Raw genomic sequence first — 19,062 nt, forward strand, 5'->3', positions numbered from 1 at the left:
AAGGGCTGAGTTCAGCGCATCGTCCGGCTACGCACCGAGATACGACTGACGCGATTCTTCGACAGGCTGACGCGGCTTTCCTTGCCCGCCTCGAGGATCTTCTGGATGCGCATCGTCGGGTGGAACATGCTGGCGCGGTTGCGCCCCTCGTTCTTGCTGACATAAAGAGCATTGTCGGCGCCGGCCATCAGATGGTCGAAATCGAGCCCGGCCTCATCGATGCTGGCCATTCCGATGCTGGCCGTGACCTTCAGGATGTTGCCATTGACATGGATGTCCAGCGCCTCGGTGCCGCTGCGGATTTTCTCGATGAACGCTGAAGCCTGTTCGTCCGTATGTCCGGCCATGAACAGGCCGAATTCCTCGCCGCCAAGGCGCCCGAAGATGATGCCGGGCTTCAGCTGGCTGGCGACATGGCCGGCAAAGCACTGCAACACCCGGTCGCCGGCCATGTGGCCATAGGTGTCGTTGATCTTCTTGAAATAGTCGAGATCCAGCACCGCCATGACACCGGTTTTCGGCTTGCGCGCAAGCCTCGTTTTGGTCTCGGAGACGAAAAACCGGCGGCTTGCCACCGAGGTCAGGCTGTCGATTTCGGCAGCGAGGCGATAGCGATGCTCCGCCCGCTCCCGCACCAGGATCATGAAGACGAAGCATGAGAACGTGGCTTGGATGAAGCCTTCAAGCGACAATGCCGAGAACCAATTGAAATGATTGAGGAAAGTATCGGCATCGAGCGGGTAGGCATAGGCAAGCGGAATTCGCAACGAAAAGACGGCCACATGGCAAGCATAGAAGATAAAGGCCAGCAATGCCGATGGTAGCCGCTCCTCTTTCCAGTTCGCAAGCGCCGCGAAGGCGGCCAGTAACGTATAGAAAATCACGATCACCGAGATGATGATGATGCGCAGATTTATATCGTCGCGAACCTGTTGGAAAAGAGCCAGCGACAGCAACCAAACCGCCGGACCGACGACAAGCAGGCCCCACCTGACCGGTTTGTGGGCGAAGACAGAAAAGCCGGCTCCGACCAGCGCATAGGCGGTGATAACCGTGGCGTTTCCAAGCGCGATACCGAACCACATCGGCGTGGATGTCCTAAGGGACAACAGGACGAGACCGACGGTGAATGTCCAGGTCGCCGCGCACCACCAGCCGACCGCCTTTTCGTTCCGCTCAAATGCCCAGACGAAGGAGAGAACCAGCGCCACAACCAGCGTCACCAATCCTGTGCAGAGCATGAGGGTTGAAATATCGAAAAATTGCGGCAAGGAACCATCTCCTGATCGAGATATTTCCTAACGCGAAAGTTTTAATAAACCCGAAAGCTGCATCAAATGATGGCGCAATTTGCGACACTTCGCCAGATTTGCGAGGGAAAATGTGGCGCGTTTCCGCGCCACCGCAAACCATGTTGTCCTGGCAGGCTGGCAGGTCAGCCGAGCGCAGCCGCCACGGCCTCGATCGCACTTTCCGCCTGCGCACCGTCGGGGCCGCCTGCCTGGGCCATGTCGGGGCGGCCGCCGCCGCCCTTGCCACCCAGCGCCTGCGATGCAATCCGCACGAGATCGACGGCACTGAAACGGCTGGTGAGATCATCCGTCACTGCAACCACGGCGCTTGCCTTGCCATCTTCAGCCACGCCAATGAATGTGACGACGCCCGAGCCGGCCGACTTCTTGCCTTCATCCGCAAGGCCCTTGAGATCCTTGGGCTCGACGCCGGTGACGACGCGGCCGAGAAATTTGATGCCATTGATGTCGCGGACGCTGTCGTTGCCGGCAGTTCCGCCACCGCCGAGCGCCAGCTTCTTTTTGACGTCGGCGAGTTCGCGCTCGAGCTTGCGGCGCTCGTCCATCAGCGATTCGACGCGGCCCATGACTTCATCGGGCTGGACCTTGAGGATGGACGCGAGCGACTTGACCCGTTCATCCTGTGTCGAGAGATATTCGCGGGCAGCTTCACCGGTCAGCGCTTCAATGCGGCGAACGCCGGCGCCAACCGCGCTGTCACTAAGGATACGGATCAGACCGATGTCGCCGGTTTCGCGAACATGGGTGCCGCCGCAGAGTTCCACAGAATAGGCTTTGCCGGCCTTGGGACCGTGCTTGGCCGTTCCCATGCCGACAACGCGCACTTCATCGCCATACTTTTCGCCGAACAGCGCCATCGCGCCTTCGGCAATGGCGTCGTCGACGCTCATCAGGCGCGTAGTGACCGGCGAATTCTGGACGACGATTTCATTGGCCATGGCTTCGACAATTTTCATCTCTTCCGCCGTCACTGGCTTCGGATGGGAGATATCGAACCGCAGGCGCTCGGGCGCGACAAGCGAACCCTTCTGTGCCACATGGGTGCCGAGCTCTTCGCGTAGAGCCTCATGGATGAGGTGGGTTGCCGAGTGGTTGGAGCGCAGGCGGCCGCGTCTGGCATGATCAACTTCGAGGATCACGGCGTCGCCTGCCTTCAGCGTGCCTTCGACCACTTCGGCGATATGCACGAACAGGCCGTCACCCTTCTTCTGGGTGTCGCGGACGGTTGCCTTGCCGCCTTCGAAGGAGATCGTGCCGGTGTCGCCCATCTGGCCACCGGATTCGGCATAGAATGGCGTCTGGTTGACAACAATCTCGACCCGATCACCCTTGGCTGCCTGGGCAATCGAGACGCCCTTGGCGACGATGGCCTGCACCACGCCTTCGGCTCGCTCGGTGTCATAGCCCAGGAATTCGGTGGCGCCGCTGGCTTCCTTGACCTCGAACCAAACGGTCTCGGTAGCGGAGTCACCGGAGCCGGACCAGTTGGCGCGGGCTTCGGCCTTTTGGCGGGCCATGGCCTTGGAAAAGCCTTCGGTGTCGACGGCGATGTTCTTCTGGCGCAATGCGTCCTGGGTCAGGTCGAGCGGGAAGCCATAGGTGTCGTAAAGCTTGAAAGCGGTTTCGCCATCGAGCTCGGAACCTTCGGCCAGACCGGAGACCGCATCGTTGAGCAGGCCAAGGCCGCGCTCCAGCGTCTTGCGGAAGCGAGTTTCCTCAAGTTTCAGGGTCTCGGTGATCAGAGCCTCGGCTCGGATGAGTTCGGGATAGGCGGCGCCCATCTGCATGACCAGCGCCGGCACCAGTTTCCACATCAGTGGCTCGCGGGCACCCAGCAACTCGCCGTGGCGCATCGCGCGGCGCATGATGCGGCGCAGTACGTAACCACGGCCTTCGTTAGACGGCAGCACACCATCGGCAATCAAAAAGGCGGTCGAACGCAGATGATCGGCGATGACGCGATGGCTGGCGCGACGGTCGCCCTGGGCATCCGTGCCGGTTGCAGCCATGGAGGCCGCGATCAGCGCTTGGAACAGGTCGGTGTCGTAATTGTCATGCTTGCCCTGCAGCAAGGCCGAGACGCGTTCGAGGCCCATGCCGGTGTCGATCGAAGGGCGCGGAAGATTGACGCGCTCTTCCTTGGTCAGCTGCTCATACTGCATGAAGACCAGGTTCCAGATCTCAATGAAGCGGTCGCCGTCTTCGTCCTTCGAGCCGGGAGGGCCACCCCAGATGTGGTCGCCGTGATCGTAGAAGATTTCCGAGCACGGACCGCAGGGACCAGTGTCACCCATTGCCCAGAAATTGTCCGATGTCGGAATACGGATGATCTTGTCTTCCGAAAGGCCGGCAATCTTCTTCCACAGACCAAAGGCCTCGTCATCGGTGTGATAGACGGTGACCAGCAGGCGATTGCGGTCGATGCCGTATTCCTTGGTGATCAGGTTCCAGGCGAGCTCGATGGCGCGTTCCTTGAAGTAGTCGCCGAAAGAGAAATTGCCGAGCATTTCGAAGAACGTGTGATGGCGGGCGGTATAGCCGACATTGTCGAGGTCATTGTGCTTGCCGCCGGCGCGCACGCATTTCTGCGCAGACGCAGCCGTCGAGTAAGGGCGGCTTTCGAGGCCGGTGAAGACGTTCTTGAACTGCACCATGCCGGCATTGGTGAACATCAATGTCGGGTCGTTGCGCGGCACGAGCGGCGAGGACGGAACGATCTCGTGATCGTTCTTGCGGAAGTAATCCAGAAACGCCGACCGGATCTCGTTTACGCCACTCATTTTATGCCCTTCGTACCTAGAATTCGAAACAAGGGCTTGTATCGCCCGGCCTTAACCATGTCCAGAGCGCGGCACGCCCAAATCAACCCGCAGCCCAATCAACAAAGCGCCGGCGACATGATTTCCATGCCGCCGGCGCTCAAATTCACGATGGTTCAACGCGCTGCGGATCACGCTTCGAGCGCATCATCCTCTTCGCCCGCTTCCGGGCCGCCATTCTCCAGGAAGCGATCAGCGATCAGACCGGCATTCTGACGGATGGCTAGCTCGATCTCGCGGGCAAGATCGGGGTTGTCGCGCAAGAACAGCTTGGCGTTTTCACGCCCCTGGCCGAGACGCTGGCTGTTATAGGAAAACCAGGCGCCGGACTTTTCGACGATACCGGCCTTGACGCCGAGATCAACCAACTCGCCGGTCTTGGAAACGCCCTCACCATACATGATGTCGAATTCGACCTGCTTGAAGGGAGGCGCCATCTTGTTCTTGACGACCTTGACGCGGGTCTGGTTGCCGACGACTTCGTCGCGTTCCTTGACCGAGCCGATGCGGCGAATGTCGAGGCGAACGGAAGCATAGAATTTCAGCGCGTTGCCGCCGGTGGTGGTTTCGGGCGAGCCGAACATCACGCCGATCTTCATGCGGATCTGGTTGATGAAGATGACCATGGTGTTGGAGCGCGAGATCGAGGCCGTCAGCTTGCGCAGCGCCTGGCTCATCAGGCGGGCTTGCAGGCCGGGCAGGCTGTCGCCCATCTCGCCTTCGATTTCGGCGCGCGGCGTCAGCGCCGCCACCGAGTCGATGACCAGCACGTCGATGGCGCCGGAACGAACCAGCGTATCGGTGATTTCAAGCGCCTGCTCGCCAGTGTCCGGCTGCGAGATCAGCAGGTTTTCGAGATCGACGCCGAGCTTGCGGGCATAGACCGGGTCTAGCGCATGTTCGGCATCGACGAAGCCGCATATGCCACCCTTCTTCTGGGCTTCAGCAATGGTCTGCAGCGCCAGCGTCGTCTTGCCCGAGCTTTCAGGACCGTAGATCTCGATGATGCGGCCCTTGGGCAGGCCGCCGACGCCGAGCGCGATATCCAGGCCGAGAGAGCCCGTGGGAATGGTCTCGATCTCCACCACATTCTCGTTCGAACCGAGACGCATGATCGAACCCTTGCCGAACGAACGTTCGATCTGAGCGAGTGCCGCGTCCAGCGCCTTGCTTTTGTCCACCGATTTTTCCTCTACGAGTCGCAATGAATTCTGAGCCATTCTGTCCACCTTTAGGTTAATCGGGTTATCGAAGCAATGCGTTGTTCGTGATTACGATGTACTTGATTTGTTCTCAATTTGCAAGTGTGCCGCAACTAACTGAAATAAAATATTTATCCGGCCCATGTTCCGTTTTCGTTTCGCAAGGGATTTCAAATGCTTAACGGAGGCCCCGACTTGCCTCGCCGCGTCGTTTGCCGCTAAGATGATTCGACAACAGGGGCAGATTGACAGGCATGACAGGTATCCTCGTTCTGGGCGGCGCCCATATCGATCGGCGCGGGCGGATTTCGGGGACGACCGCCCCGGGCGCCTCAAATCCCGGCGTGTGGAAGGAAGAAGCCGGCGGCGGCGGCTTCAATGCAGCCCGCAGCCTCGCCCGGCTCGGCCATAGCGTAACGCTGATCTCGCCGCGTGGGGGCGATGCCGAGGGCGAAGCGGTGGCGGAAGCGGCGATCGCAGCCGGCGTCATCGACCAGCCCTTTACCTTTCTCGACCGGCGGACCCCGACCTATACAGCAATTCTCGAGCGCGACGGCAATCTGGTGATCGCGCTGGCCGATATGGACCTCTACCGGATGTTCAGCCCACGCCGGCTGGCGGTGCGGGCGGTGCGCGATGCCATTGATGCGGCGGACACTTTGCTCACCGACGCCAATCTGCCTGAGGAGACGCTCGCCCAACTCAGCCGCATGGCGCGCGAGGGCGGCAAGCCGCTGGCCGGCATCGGCATCTCGCCGGCCAAGGTGGTGCGCTACAAGGCGCTGCTCGATAATTTCGATTTCCTGTTCATGAACGAGGCAGAGGCGCGCGCGCTGACGGGCGAGGATCCCGCCGCTTATCGGCAATGGCCCGAAATCTTCAGGCGTGCCGGATTGCGCGGCGGTGCGATCACCCGCGGTCGCCAGGACGTCATTGCTTGGCGAGGCCCGCAAAGCGCATGCTTGTTGCCACCGGAACTTACGGCAATCGGCGATGTTACCGGCGCCGGCGATGGCTTTGCTGCCGGCTTTCTGCACGCAATTGTCGAAGGCGAAGCGCTGACGACAGCACTGACTGTTGGCGTGGCCTCCGCCCGCCTGGCGCTGGCGAGCGAAATGGCGACGGCCGAAAACCTGACCCGCGAGTTGCTGATGCGCACGCTTTCACTTGTACCCGAACCGGAAATAGTGTTGTAACCCGCCTATACCCTAACTCTCTTCCAGGACTGCCAGATGAACCAGATCACCTCCCTCCCCGTGACCTTTTCGGCTGAAGTGGCATCTGCAAAAGCGGCCGGCAAAGCCATCGTGGCGCTGGAATCGACCATCATCACGCACGGCATGCCCTATCCCGGCAATCTGGAAATGGCGAGGAGTGTCGAGGACATCATCCGCCGTGAAGGCGCCGTGCCGGCCACGATCGCCGTCATCAACGGCAGGCTGCACATCGGGCTTGAAGCAGCGACGCTCGAACAACTGGCCCAGACGCCGGATGCGATGAAACTGTCGCGCGCCGATCTCGCCTTTGCCATCGCCGAGGGCCGCACGGGCGCCACCACGGTTGCAGCAACCATGATCGCTGCGGCGCGTGCCGGCATTCATGTTTTTGCCACCGGCGGCATCGGCGGCGTACATCGCGGTGCCGAGGAAAGCTTCGATATCTCTGCCGACCTCGAAGAGCTGGCGCGGACACCGGTGATCGTTATCTGCGCCGGAGCCAAGGCGATCCTCGACATTCCCAAAACCCTCGAAGTGCTTGAAACACGCGGCGTGCCGGTGGTGACAGTCGGCCAGGACGAGTTTCCGGCATTCTGGTCGCGCAGTTCGGGGCTGAAGAGCCCGCTGCGTCTCGACAGCCCATCAGGCATTGCTAATTTCCAGCGCAAGCGCGAGGCACTGGGCATCGGCGGCGGCATGCTGATCGGCAATCCGGTGCCGGAAGATGCAGAAATCCCGAGCGACGAGATGGAAATTTATATCAACCGCGCATTGGACAATGCCGAGGAAGACGAAATCTCGGGCAAGGCGGTCACGCCCTATCTGCTTTCGAGCATCTTCCATCTCACCGGCGGCCGCAGCCTCGCGACCAACATTGCACTGGTCGAGAACAACGCGCGCCTTGCATCCCGCATTGCCATCGCGCTCGGCCACAAGGCCTGAAAATTTCAGGCGGCCTGAGAAATCTCAGGTGGCCAACTCTTAGAAGCCTGAATGCGTCTTGAGGAACTCTGTTTCCTCAGGCGTGTTTTCACGACCGACCACCGCGTTGCGGTGCGGGAAACAACCGAACTGCGCAATGATGTCGTGGTGCTGGATGGCGTAGTCGAGCGACTCTTCGTCGCCCAGGACTTTGAATGCTGCGACGCTGTCCTTCTGGTCGCGCAACGCTTCGCTGTGCTCAAGTGGCAGATAAAGAAAACGCCGCTCGTCGAAAGTACTTTGCAGGTCAAATCCCTTTGCCAGGACCTTGCGGCAGAGCGTGCGTGCCTGCTGGTCGCTTTCGAAAGCGCGCGGCGAGCCGCGGAACATGTTGCGCGGAAACTGATCGAGCACGATCGTCAGGGCCACAGCGCCCTCGCGGCTCTCTGACCAGTCGCTCAACTCCCCGAGGCGCGCTCGTTCATAAAGTGCGCCGAAATGTTCGACGATTTGACGGTCGAAGTCATCACTGCGCTCGAACCACTTCTCCTGCATGCCCGGTGCGAACCAGAAATCGAGGACGGCTTGAATGTCAGGATTCATGAGGGTCCTGTCCTTTCGGCACTTTTCCGTCGAGCATTTCGCGAACGGTCGTCGCTAACTGCTTGAGCGTGAAGGGTTTTGGCAGGAAGCCGAATTTCGAGCCTTCCGGCAGGTTGCGGGCAAAGGCATCTTCGGCAAAGCCGGAGACGAAGACGAATTTCATGTCCGGATAGAACTTGCGGATCTCGCCCAACAGCGTCGGTCCATCCATTTCAGGCATGACGACGTCGGAGACCACGATGTCGATTGCGCCATTCAACTCTTCAAGGATCTCCAGCGCTTCGACGCCCGATCCCGCCTCATGCACGGTATAGCCGCGGGCTTCCAGCATGCGCTTGCCGCCGCGACGGACCGCCTCCTCGTCCTCGACAAGCAGGACGACGGCAGAATTGCCGGTGAGGTCGAGCTCTTCGGACGCAGCCATTCTGATGGCGCCCTCGGATTTGGCAGCAACGTCAGCGGCGTCGGCGGCGGGCGATTCAGGCGTTTCCACAACGATGTGCCGCGGCAGGAAGATATGGAACGTCGTACCCTTGCCCACCTCGGATTCCGGGAAGACATAGCCACCGGACTGCTTGATGATGCCATAGACCATCGACAGGCCAAGGCCGGTACCCTTGCCGATATCCTTGGTGGTGAAGAAGGGTTCGAAGATCTTGTCCATGATCTCGGGTGCGATACCGGTGCCGGCATCAGCGACGTCGACAAGCACGAAATCCTCAGCCGGCAGACCGCGGAAATTGAAGTCGGCGACATCGGCGGCCGGCACATTGCGAGTGCGGATCGTCAGCGTGCCGCCGTCCGGCATTGCGTCGCGTGCATTGACCGAGAGATTGACCATCACCTGCTCGAATTGCGACAGGTCGGTCTTTACGGGCCAGAGGTCTCGACCATAGTCGATCTCGAGCTTGACCTTGGTGCCCGAGAGCATGCGGGTGACCAGCATGCGCAGGTCACCGATCGCATCGGTGAGATTGATGACGGCCGGGCGAAGCGTCTGCTTGCGCGAGAAGGCCAGCAACTGACGCACCAGAACTGCGGCGCGATTGGCGTTGCGCTTGATCTCCATCAAGTCGGCAAAGCTGGAATCGGATTGCCGGGCTTGCAGCAGCAGATGGTCGGACGACAGCAGGATCGCTGTCAGCACGTTATTGAAGTCGTGGGCGATGCCGCCGGCCAGCGTGCCCACAGCATTCATCTTCTGCGTCTGCGCCATCTGGTTTTCCAGTGCCTTCTGCTGTGTCGTCTCGACGGCATAGACGATGGCGGCCTCTTCCGGCGCCTCGTCGGACTGGTCGATCACTGCATTGACGTAGAAGCGGAAATAGCGCCCCTCTTCCGTGGGATGGCGGGCCTCGACCGGCTCGATATCGACCTTGCGATCCTTGGCGGCCACCAGCGCAGCCTGCAGGCTCTCGCGCTCGGTTTCAGGCACGATACCGAAGAGGTACTTATTGCCCTCACCCGGGCCGTCCGCGCCGACGCCGGCAAACAACCGCATGAACTGGGTGTTGGTCCGCAATATGCGGCCGTTGCCGTCGACCGACGCAATCGCCATCGGCGTGTTGTTGAAGAAGCGATTGAAGCGCATCGCCGCGGAGGAGTCCTCCTGCGTGCCGGCTTCCTCACGGCTGCGCTGCAGCACGATGGTCCGGCTCTCGCCGGGCGCGCCGTCCTTGGTCGTCGAAACGCGATGGACGATACGCACTGGCAGGCTCTGGCCGCCGACTTTGCGGAAATCGAGATCCAGCGTCTCGGTGCGGTTCTGGCCCGGTTCCGGATGGATGGTCTCCAGCCGCATCAGCCCCTCGCCCGCACAGATATCGCGGATCATCAACGAGCCCGGCTGGAATTTGGTCAGGTCGATGCCCAGCCAATCTGCGAGCGTCGCATTGACGTAGAAGATCTCACCCTTGCGACCCGCCGAGAAGAAGCCGGCCGGCGCATGGTCGAGATAGTCGATGGCATTCTGTAGCTCGCGGAAGAACTTCTCCTGCTCGCCGCGCTCGGCGGTGATATCAGAGATCTGCCAGATGAAGAATGGACCGCCGGGTTCCTCAGTGATGGTCAGCGGTCGCGCCTTGAGCCGATACCACCAGGCAGGCTGTCCCTGGTTGTCGCTCTGGCCGAGCGGCCGCGGCAGGCGAAATTCCTCGTAGCCCGCCTTGCCCTCCATCAGACCATTGGTCAGGCGATAGACGGCTTCGGTGGATTCACGATTTTTCGACAGCAGGTTTTCGAGCGATGCCGGACCGCTGGTGTCGCTGCCGGTCATCCGGCCATAGGCGGCATTGGCATAGACGATGCGGCCCTTGCGGTCGGTGATCAGGCTGCCGTCGGGATGGCTGTTGAGCACGGCGCGCGCGACATTGTCGGTGCGGCCCTGCGGCATGACCTCGACGAAGCCGACCAGCGCGGAGACCAGAAAGAAAATACCGGCCATCGCCAGCACGCCAAGGATGCCGAGAACGATCTCGTTTTCGAGTTGGTCGCGGAACCAAACGAAGGCTGCAGCCGTTGCTAACAAGATCACGGCAAGCACGATCAGCCGCAAGGCTGTGCCCGGCCGCTGGGAGTTTTCAACAACCGGTTTCAGGGGATCATCCACCGCAGCCTGCTTCGCCATCCAGTCCTCGATATGCTGCCGGAAATACCACCCGCGTCAACGCTTTTCCGGCCTCGAATCATCCTTAGCAAGTCGCACGGGCATCACAAAGCACCTGACGCATCTATACACCGTTGAATCCGGCCGGGCAGCGAAATGCGCAATCCACTGTTGCCTTCAGGCTTGCGGCGCGAAAACGTAAAATTGCTTGCAAAGCCGGAAAAATGCCGTCAATGACCTGTAATCCTACGGATCGTCTTTCGTCCAGAACATTAAAAAGGATCAGACCATGCTCGAAGGATTGGCACCGGACCTTGCCCCCCGATTGATGATCGCCATTGGCGGCGTGGCTCTCGCGTTCGTCATCCTCATCGTGGTTCTGATCTTTCTCAAACGCAAGAATTCGCCGCTGTTCGTCAAGGGCGGACGGGGGCGCGAGCATCGTCTCATGGTGCTGGACGCCGCTGCCATTGACGCCAAGCGACGGCTGGTGCTGATCCGCCGCGACGAGACCGAGCACCTCATCATGATCGGCGGCCCGACCGATATCGTCATCGAGACGGGAATCAATGGCGTCAGCCGTCAGCCGGCCATCCAGCAGGCGGTCGAAACCGTGCCGGAACGCGCGATTGCGCCGGAGATCCGGGCGGCGATCGCTGCCCCCGTCGCCAAGGTCGCCGAAGCCGCGAGACCTGCACAGGCCAGGCAGGCGGCCAATGCCGATGTCGGCCAACGTCCGAGACATGTCGAAAGGCAGCAGGCAAGGGAACAGGTCGAACCGACAATCCAGCCAGCTGACGCCAAGGGTATCTCGGCCATGGGCAGTATGCTCTACGACGAGGATCGCGAGCCATTCGGTGGCGAGCCAGCGCCCGTGATCCGACCAGCACAGCCTGCCATTTCTGCCCAGCCGGTGGTAACTCCGGCCGAGCAGCCCCTCGCCGCCAGGGCGGAAGACATGCTCGATCAGGCCCGCGAACGCGTGCTTTCGACGCAAAGCCTGGCTGAAGAACAGAAGGCTGCCGCTGAGGAAGCTGCCGTCAAGGCAATGGCCGAACGGCTTGAGGCTGCGCGGATCGAAGGATTGCGCGTCGAGGCCGCCAAGATCGAGGCGCAACGGCAGGAAGCCCAGCGGGCGGAGGCAGCCCGACAACAGGCGGAGCGCGAGGATGCCATGCGACAGCAGGCGGCAGAACTCGAAGAGGACGCGCGGCAGCAGGCGGCGCAGCGTGAAGAGGCCGAACGCCTGCAGGCCCAGCAACAGGCGGCACAGCGACTCGAAGCCGAACGGCTTGAGCGGGAGCGTGCCGAAGCGCGCAGGATCGAATCGGCTCGCCTGCGTGCCGAAGCGGAAAAGCGCGCTCACGAGGAAGCGGCAGAGCGGCGCGCACAGGCAGAGGCAGCCGAGAGACGCGCCCTGGCTGACGAGGCCGAGCGGCGCGCCGAAGCCGAGCGCATTGCAGAGGCCGAACGCGAGCGTGCAGAACCGACATTCAATCCCGCCTATGCCGAAAATCTTTCCGACCAGCGTCGCGACGCACTGGCCAGCGATTTCGAGAAACTGCTCGAAGTGGAGCTTCAAAAGGGCGGCATCCTCGACGATGGCACAGCGCCACATGTCGAGATCGAGCCTCGCGATGCCGCCGCGCGCAACAGCGTCTATCCCGTTCCCCGCGAACCCGCCCATGTGGTGACGGGTGCTACGCCCGGCCTTTCGGTCGAGCAGGACATGGCGCGCCGGCTCGGCGAAATCACGCTCAACAAGAAAACTGACAGTCTCTAAGGGCTGAATTGCCGACGGCATACGGGGACAATTGGGACATCATGACAGCACAGCCGCAGCTTTTCGCCGCCCGCCTCAACGCCTTCAAGATGGATGCCGCCACCTATTGGCCAGGCAAGAATCGCATCACGACGCTGGACCTGCTGGAGCGAGCAGCGACCGTCGAAGGCCTGAATGCGGCCGATCTCAATTATCCCGATCATTTCTCCGACACGACCCCTAAGGAGCTCGCCGCGCGGATGGCCGATCTCGGCGTGACGCTGAATGGCGGGGCGATGCGCTATTACACCGACCCCGGCTTCAAGCTCGGAGCCTTCACGCATCCAGACGCCAAGGTTCGACGCGCAGCGATCGACATCACCAAACGTGGTATCGACGCCGTGCGCGAAATGGGCAGCAGCCTGATGACGCTGTGGATGGGACAGGATGGCCTGGACTACTCCTTCCAGGGCAACTACCGGAGAATGTGGGATGACACGATCTCTGCGATCCAGGAAGTCTGTGCCCATGACGCCGGCTGCGACATCGCCATCGAATACAAGCCCAACGAGCCGCGCTCCTATGCATTGATGCCAGACATCGGCACGACGCTGCTGGCGATCCGTGAAGCCGGCTCGGCCAATCTCGGCGTGACGCTCGATTTCTGCCATGTGCTGTTTGCCGACGAGATCCCTGCCCATTCGGCACATCTCGCCGCCCGGCATTCCCGCATTCTCGGGGTTCATCTCAACGACGGCTACGGCAAACGCGATGACGGATTGATGATTGGCACGGTTCACCCGGTGCAGACGATCGAACTGCTGATCGAGCTCAAGAACAACGGCTACGACAAAGCGATCTATTTCGACACGTTCCCGGACCACGGAGGCCTCGATCCCGTCGAGGAATGCCGGACGAACATCCTCTCGGCCAAAAGGCTGATGGCGATCGCAGACAGGCTTGCGGGACATGTTGGCCTCGGGCAAGCTATCGCCAAGCAGGACGCGGCTATCAGCCAGCGCATCATCATGCAGGAAATCTATCGGGAGAATTAAGCCTATGGCGAAGTCGATACTGGTTGCGGGATCCCTGCATCACGATGTCATCGTCAATGCGGAGCGCCTGCCCGATTTCGACGAAACGCTGCCAGGCACTTCGGTCCGCTACATCTCCGGTGGCAAGGGCCGCAACCAGGCAGCTGCGATCGCCCATAATGCCGGACGCTGTTATATGGCAGGCCGTGTCGGCGATGATGCGCAGGGCAAGGCCCTCGTCGAAAACCTCGCGGCAGCCGGTGTCGATATCTCGCTCATGCAGACAGGCAAGAGCGAAACCACCGGCATGAGCATCGCGATCGTCAATCCGGTGGGCGAATATGGTGCGGTCATTGTTTCAGGCTCCAACCTCACCCTCGATGCCAGCAAGGTCGCTTTTCCCGGTGATGCCGGCTATCTGCTGCTGCAAAATGAAATTCCCGAAAGCGTCAATATCGAATTCGCGCGCAAGGCCCGCGCGGCCGGCATGGTCACGGTGCTGAATGCTGCCCCTGCCCGGCCGCTGGTGGCTGAATTGGCTGATCTCATCGACATCCTCGTCGTCAATCGCGTCGAAGCGACAGGTCTGTCGGGCATTCCGGTGGAGACCCGTGCAGACGCGGTGGAAGCGGCCAAGCTGCTCAGCCTGTGGGTATCGAGGGTGATCGTCACGCTCGGCGGCGACGGCCTCGTGCATCTGCGAGCGGGCGGGCGGGCCGAATACCAGCCACCTTTTCGCTCGGAAGTCGTTTCGGGCCACGGCGCGGGTGATTTCTTCACTGGCGCCCTGGTGTGCCAGCTCGCCTCGGGGTCGGAGTTCGAGGCCGCGATCCATTACGCGCAGGCGGCGGCTGCGGTGTATGTCTCCACCGAGCTCGACAAGCGCCATCAGATCCGCCCGGTGCAGATCCGCGCACGCCTCGGCGAAGACGAACTGTAATCAGGCTGCCATGAGCCGCGGATATTCAATCGCCGGGCAGCGATCCATGATGACCTTGATGCCCTTCGCCTCGGCCTTTTCGGCAGCACCGTCGTGCCGCACCGTCAGCTGGCCCCAAATCACCTTTGGCAGGTTTGGAAGGGCGAGAATTTCATCCACAACGCCAGGCAGTTGGTCTGCTGCGCGGAAGATATCGACCATGTCGATCGGCACATCGATATCGGCGAGCTTCGCATAGACTTTCTGGCCGTGGATTTCCTGGCCGGCTTGGCCGGGATTGACCGGAATGACGGTGTAGCCCTTGCCGATCAGGAACCGCATGACGCCATGGCTCGGTCGCGAAGGATTGGCCGACGCACCGACAACGGCGATCGTCTTCACCGACGTCAGGGCGTCACGAATCTCGGATGCTTCATAGTGGTCGTGTTTCATATCTCACCAGAATTGGTATTTTAAAAGAACCGCAACAATGACATAGTGTTGCAGCAGCCGGGAGGAAAGTGGATGTCGAAATTATTGACGATTTCAACCTTGCTGCTTGCCCTTACGTCGGTCCATACGACAGCTGCCGCAACACCGCGCTACAGCGCTCTCAAATACAGCTGCGACGCGATCCAATCGCTGATCGACGAGCATGGTGCGGCAATCTTCCGCTATCCCTCGCCGCGCAAGCCCGAACTGACCCTCTATGACCGCTATGTCCGCAATATCAACTTCTGCATGTCTTATCAGATGATTGAGAGTGTGTTCATTCCATCTGCGGACACCGACCAGTGCCTCGTTGAGCACTGCATTACCAGAGATTGTGACGACTTCCGCCCATTCTGCTATTGAACCGCGATATCGCGCGAACAGCGTCAGGCGCTACTCCGGCAGGATGACGTGACCCTCGGCATCCATCGGGAAAAATGGATTGTAGGCGACTTCCCAGAGATGACCGTCGGGATCGGCAAAATAGCCGGAATAGCCTCCCCAGAACACCTTTTCCGGCTTCTTGATCTCGGTGGCACCGCAGGACAGCACGAACTTGAAAACCGCGTCCACGCCGCGCTCGCTCGACACATTGTGGGCAAGCGTGATGCCGGAAAAGCCTTTTGGCGTATCTTGCACCTGCGCATCCTCGGCAAGGGCCTGGCGCGAAAACAGGCCGAGCACCGTGCCCTTGAGCCGGATGAACGTCACCGAGTCCTGGCTCGCTTCCGATTTCGTCCAGCCGAGCTTCTCATAGAATTCGGTCGCACGGGCAACGTCTTCGACGCCAAGGGTGATCAGCGAAATCCTGCGGTCGATAGACATCAGCATTATTCCCTTTTTGTACTTGTTATGTTTGATTTATGTACTCAAGCATTCACAAAGCGTCAATGCAGAAATCAATTCCTTTGATCTTTGACGACGCTTTGACGGCGCCGCGCATCGCCTACCGAGCGACCTTTTTTGAACAGAGTTGTTCTAGCAATCGAATATGCTGTGATTTTGGCGGAGACTCGGATGAGAGTGCGCCGCGCCCTCGATTTTCTCTCCATCCATCATATTGGAAGTCCGAATGCCCATCGAAATCGTTCTGCTTGTCCTGCTCGGGGCCGCTTTGCATGCCACGTGGAATGCACTGGTCAAATCGGGCACCGACAAGCAACTCGATTCCACCATGGTGGCACTGGGCTCGGGTTTCGTCGCACTTTGTGCCCTGCCCTTCCTGCCGATGCCGCATGCGGGCGCCTGGCCCTATATCATCGCCTCGGTGATGGTGCATTTCACCTATTATCAACTGGTCGGAACAGCATACAAGCTCGGCGATATCGGGCTGGTCTATCCGCTGATGCGCGGCGTGGCACCATTGATCGTTGCCACCACCAGTGGGGCGATTCTGGGCGAAACGCTGTCGCCGATCATGTTTGCCGGCGTGGTGTTCATTTCGGCCGGTGTACTGACGATCGCGGCCGATTTTCGCGGCAGCAATGGTAAGGCAATCGTCGTGGCGCTGATCAATTCCGGCGTCATCGCGCTCTATACATATGTCGACGGCATCGGCGCCCGCATTGCCGGAGATCCCATCTCCTATACACTGTGGATTTCCATCCTGCCGCCGATTCCGCTGTTTGCCTATGCGTTCTATATGCGTGGCATTCCTCCGGTGCTCGCGCATGCTCGCAAGAGCTGGCCGCGCGGCCTGATCGGTGGCTTCGGATCGGTTGCGTCCTACGGGCTGGCGTTGTTTGCCATGACCAAGGCGCCGATCGCGGCGGTCGCTGCGTTACGCGAAACATCGATCCTGTTCGCACTGCTGATCTCGATATTCATCCTCAAGGAAAAAGCCAGCGTCTGGCGCTACATGGCCGGAGCGATGATTGCGATAGGTGCCCTGACCATGAAGTTGGGATAGGGCACGTTGGGATAGGGGCGGCATATCCGCCCCTCCCCTGAATTAGAACTTGTACTTCAAAGAGCCGACAATGGTACGGCCTTCGCTGAAATAGCAGTATCCGTCCGTGCAGACCTCGGTCCGTTTGTCGAAGATGTTGTTGACGCCCACGGATGCGATGAGCCCCTTCAAATCAGGCTTTTGCTTGCCGAAATCGAAGCTGAGTGCGGCATCGAGGTAGTGGGCGCTCTTGTTTCGAGACACATTGTCATCGTCCTTGAACGAACCGCTGTTGTAGCGGATGCCCACGCCGCCCTTCAGGCCTGCGAACGCCGTGTCTTCGGGCACTTCGTAATCCGCCCACAGCGACGCTGTGCGGAATGGGGTCGTTGATGGTTGGTTGCCGATCTGGCTCGCATTATCGGATTGGGTGATGACAGCATCGTTGTAAGCGTAGGCGGCGATCAGGCTGAAGCCGCTGGTAAAATGCTTGCGCGCCTCCACTTCGAAACCGTCGGAGGTGACTTCACCGATGGCTCGGTAGAAATATCCCACCGTATCGTTCATTCCGGCATATTTGGCGGCGTTGGACTGCACGAGATGATAATAGGCGGCCGAGACCGAATAGTCGGCGCCGTCCGGCTGAAACTTGATGCCGACTTCCAGCTGCTTGCCGGTCATCGGGTCCAGCATGGCGCCGTTCTCGGCCAGTTGGCTTTGTGGAACGAAGGATGTCGCATAGTTGACGTAAGGCGCAAGACCACTGTCGAAATGATAGAGCAGACCACCCTGATAGGACCATGCGCCCTGATCCCTGGCACCGGTTTCGACGCCTGCGACGTCATCGGTTGCGGTCTGGCTTAGCCAATCGTGGCGAACGCCGAGGACGGCATTCCAGTTCTCATAATTAAGCTGGTCCTGAAGGTAGAGGCCGGTCTGGACCTGATCCAGCCCGGTACGCGTCGTGATATCGGGCGTGGGACCGCTGAAGCCCACGGTCGGATTGTTGAGATCAAGATTGTAGCGCGGATCGACATCGCCCATACCGAGACCGAAATCGGACGTGATCCAGGTGTAATCAAGCCCGCCGATCAGCTTGTGTTCGACCGGACCGGTATCGAACGTACCTTCCAGCCGGTTGTCGGCCTGAAATACGTTCTGGTGATCGGTCAACACGACGGGATAGCGGCTCATGATGTTGGTCGCCGGATCGACTTCCGCTTGATCGAGGTAGCGGCCCCAGAGATCGAGATAGCTGTAACGGACATGCTGCTTGAACTTCAGGCCGTTGTCGAACTCGTGCTCGAACTTGTAGCCGGTCTGGAATTGCTCGACCTTCTGGCGATCGAATTCGGGGTCGCTGTAGCGCAGGATGTCGCCGTTGTGCTTGAACGTCTGCACGTTGACATCCGTCTCGTCCTTTTGTGCTATGGCGTAGACGGTCAGTGACGTGCCGTCATCCGGTGCCCAGCGCACGGATGGCTGCAGCAGCAGCCGATCGTCGGCAATGCCGTAGCTGGTATCGCCGTCCCGCGCCACGCCGATGATGCGCCACGAAAATGCGTCATTCTGAGTGGACACGGCGCCGTAGTCGAGTGCCACCTGCTTGCGGTCATGGCTGCCATACTGGGTTTCCACTTCGCCGTGGTCGAGGCCGTCGGCGAATTTCGACACCCGGTTGACGATGCCGGCAGCGCTCGATGCGCCATAGAGGACCGAAGCCGGGCCCTTGAGAACCTCGACGCGGTCGAGCCCATAGGTTTCGGTGCGATAGGTCGCGTAGTTCATATAGGGCTGGCGAAGCCCGTCGCGGAAATCGCCTGTCGTCACAGTGGAATAGCCACGTATGCTGATCTGGTCAAAACGCGGATCGAAGCCGAACTGGCCGGTGTTCACCCCAGCGGAGTAGCGCACCGCCTGGATCATGTCGGTGACGGCCCTGTCCTCCATCTCGGTGCGCGTGATCACCGAAACGCTGCGCGATGTCTTGACCAGCGGCGTATCGGTTTTCAGCGCGCTTTCGTTTTCGACCGGAACGATCGTGTCGTTGTCGGCGGCCTTTGCGGCGACACCCTCGTCAGCGCTGTCAACGACGATTGGCTTGAGCTGCGTCGGAGTTTGGCTTTCCTGGCCGATTGCCGTGCCGGGCAGAAACGCCGCGAGTGCAAGCGCTGTCATGATCGAGGCGAAATGTCCGCCGCCTGACCAGCAGGTGGATGATCGTAGTCTGTTGTGATTGTTCATTGTTGTGCCCTTCCGTACTCTCGTTTGCCCCGTCGAGCCCTGT

The 19,062-nt window shown here is 60.3% G+C and carries 15 protein-coding genes; 7 read left to right on the plus strand and 8 right to left on the minus strand.

What is annotated here, in order from left to right:
• Window positions 1-11: 11 nt before the first annotated feature.
• The 3 genes from ACXHRN_RS14120 to recA all read right to left on the minus strand — a co-directional run bounded on the left by ACXHRN_RS14120 (window position 12) and on the right by recA (window position 5,352).
• Entirely contained in the window at window positions 12-1,271 is a 1,260-nt protein-coding gene (locus tag ACXHRN_RS14120; RefSeq protein ID WP_488636947.1) for a GGDEF domain-containing protein, read from the minus strand.
• A gap of 164 nt (window positions 1,272-1,435) precedes the next feature.
• Window positions 1,436-4,093: an alanine--tRNA ligase gene (gene alaS / locus ACXHRN_RS14125; RefSeq protein WP_488636948.1), complete on the minus strand. Its 2,658-nt coding sequence runs from the start codon at window positions 4,091-4,093 to the stop codon at window positions 1,436-1,438.
• 170 nt (window positions 4,094-4,263) lie between these two features.
• On the minus strand, window positions 4,264-5,352 hold the full coding sequence (gene recA, locus ACXHRN_RS14130; protein ID WP_488636949.1) for a recombinase RecA: 1,089 nt from the start codon (window positions 5,350-5,352) through the stop codon (window positions 4,264-4,266).
• Window positions 5,353-5,588: 236 nt separating this feature from the next.
• On the opposite strand from recA, the gene ACXHRN_RS14135 reads away from it, so the two are divergent.
• Both ACXHRN_RS14135 and ACXHRN_RS14140 read left to right on the plus strand, forming a co-directional pair.
• Window positions 5,589-6,530, plus strand: coding sequence for a carbohydrate kinase family protein (locus ACXHRN_RS14135; RefSeq protein ID WP_488636950.1), 942 nt, complete (start codon window positions 5,589-5,591; stop codon window positions 6,528-6,530).
• Window positions 6,531-6,566: 36 nt separating this feature from the next.
• Window positions 6,567-7,493 (plus strand): pseudouridine-5'-phosphate glycosidase, encoded by a 927-nt coding sequence (locus ACXHRN_RS14140; RefSeq protein ID WP_488636951.1) that lies wholly within the window; start codon window positions 6,567-6,569, stop codon window positions 7,491-7,493.
• 39 nt (window positions 7,494-7,532) lie between these two features.
• Here ACXHRN_RS14140 and ACXHRN_RS14145 read toward each other — a convergent pair whose 3' ends face one another.
• Both ACXHRN_RS14145 and cckA read right to left on the minus strand, forming a co-directional pair.
• Window positions 7,533-8,075, minus strand: coding sequence for a DUF924 family protein (locus ACXHRN_RS14145; RefSeq protein WP_488636952.1), 543 nt, complete (start codon window positions 8,073-8,075; stop codon window positions 7,533-7,535).
• Complete coding sequence (gene cckA, locus ACXHRN_RS14150; RefSeq protein WP_488636953.1) at window positions 8,065-10,701, minus strand: cell cycle histidine kinase CckA; 2,637 nt, start codon at window positions 10,699-10,701, stop codon at window positions 8,065-8,067. The genes ACXHRN_RS14145 and cckA overlap by 11 nt, the downstream gene beginning before the upstream one ends.
• A 268-nt stretch (window positions 10,702-10,969) precedes the next feature.
• Between cckA and ACXHRN_RS14155 the strand changes: the two genes are divergently transcribed.
• The 3 genes from ACXHRN_RS14155 to ACXHRN_RS14165 are packed head-to-tail and all read left to right on the plus strand — an operon-like array spanning window position 10,970 to window position 14,416.
• The gene (locus ACXHRN_RS14155) at window positions 10,970-12,463 is read left to right on the plus strand and encodes a hypothetical protein (RefSeq protein WP_488636954.1); all 1,494 of its coding nucleotides are present in this window, start codon (window positions 10,970-10,972) and stop codon (window positions 12,461-12,463) included.
• Window positions 12,464-12,504: 41 nt separating this feature from the next.
• Entirely contained in the window at window positions 12,505-13,497 is a 993-nt protein-coding gene (locus ACXHRN_RS14160) for a sugar phosphate isomerase/epimerase family protein (protein ID WP_488636955.1), read from the plus strand.
• Between the two features lie 4 nt (window positions 13,498-13,501).
• Window positions 13,502-14,416: a PfkB family carbohydrate kinase gene (locus tag ACXHRN_RS14165; RefSeq protein WP_488636956.1), complete on the plus strand. Its 915-nt coding sequence runs from the start codon at window positions 13,502-13,504 to the stop codon at window positions 14,414-14,416.
• Here ACXHRN_RS14165 and ACXHRN_RS14170 read toward each other — a convergent pair whose 3' ends face one another.
• Entirely contained in the window at window positions 14,417-14,848 is a 432-nt protein-coding gene (locus ACXHRN_RS14170) for a CoA-binding protein (RefSeq protein ID WP_488636957.1), read from the minus strand.
• A 72-nt stretch (window positions 14,849-14,920) separates the two neighbouring features.
• Here ACXHRN_RS14170 and ACXHRN_RS14175 point away from each other — a divergent pair, with 72 nt between their 5' ends.
• Window positions 14,921-15,250 carry a hypothetical protein gene (locus ACXHRN_RS14175; RefSeq protein ID WP_488636958.1) on the plus strand — a complete coding sequence of 110 codons (330 nt, stop codon included), beginning with the start codon at window positions 14,921-14,923 and terminating at the stop codon, window positions 15,248-15,250.
• A gap of 30 nt (window positions 15,251-15,280) precedes the next feature.
• Here the strand turns inward: ACXHRN_RS14175 and ACXHRN_RS14180 are convergent, their stop codons facing one another.
• Window positions 15,281-15,712 (minus strand): VOC family protein, encoded by a 432-nt coding sequence (locus tag ACXHRN_RS14180; protein WP_488636959.1) that lies wholly within the window; start codon window positions 15,710-15,712, stop codon window positions 15,281-15,283.
• Window positions 15,713-15,959: 247 nt separating this feature from the next.
• Between ACXHRN_RS14180 and ACXHRN_RS14185 the strand changes: the two genes are divergently transcribed.
• Window positions 15,960-16,796: an EamA family transporter gene (locus ACXHRN_RS14185; protein WP_488636960.1), complete on the plus strand. Its 837-nt coding sequence runs from the start codon at window positions 15,960-15,962 to the stop codon at window positions 16,794-16,796.
• Between the two features lie 42 nt (window positions 16,797-16,838).
• Here ACXHRN_RS14185 and ACXHRN_RS14190 read toward each other — a convergent pair whose 3' ends face one another.
• On the minus strand, window positions 16,839-19,019 hold the full coding sequence (locus tag ACXHRN_RS14190) for a TonB-dependent siderophore receptor (RefSeq protein WP_488636961.1): 2,181 nt from the start codon (window positions 19,017-19,019) through the stop codon (window positions 16,839-16,841).
• Window positions 19,020-19,062: the final 43 nt, after the last annotated feature.

The organism is Shinella sp. OV683 (genome assembly GCF_057787725.1).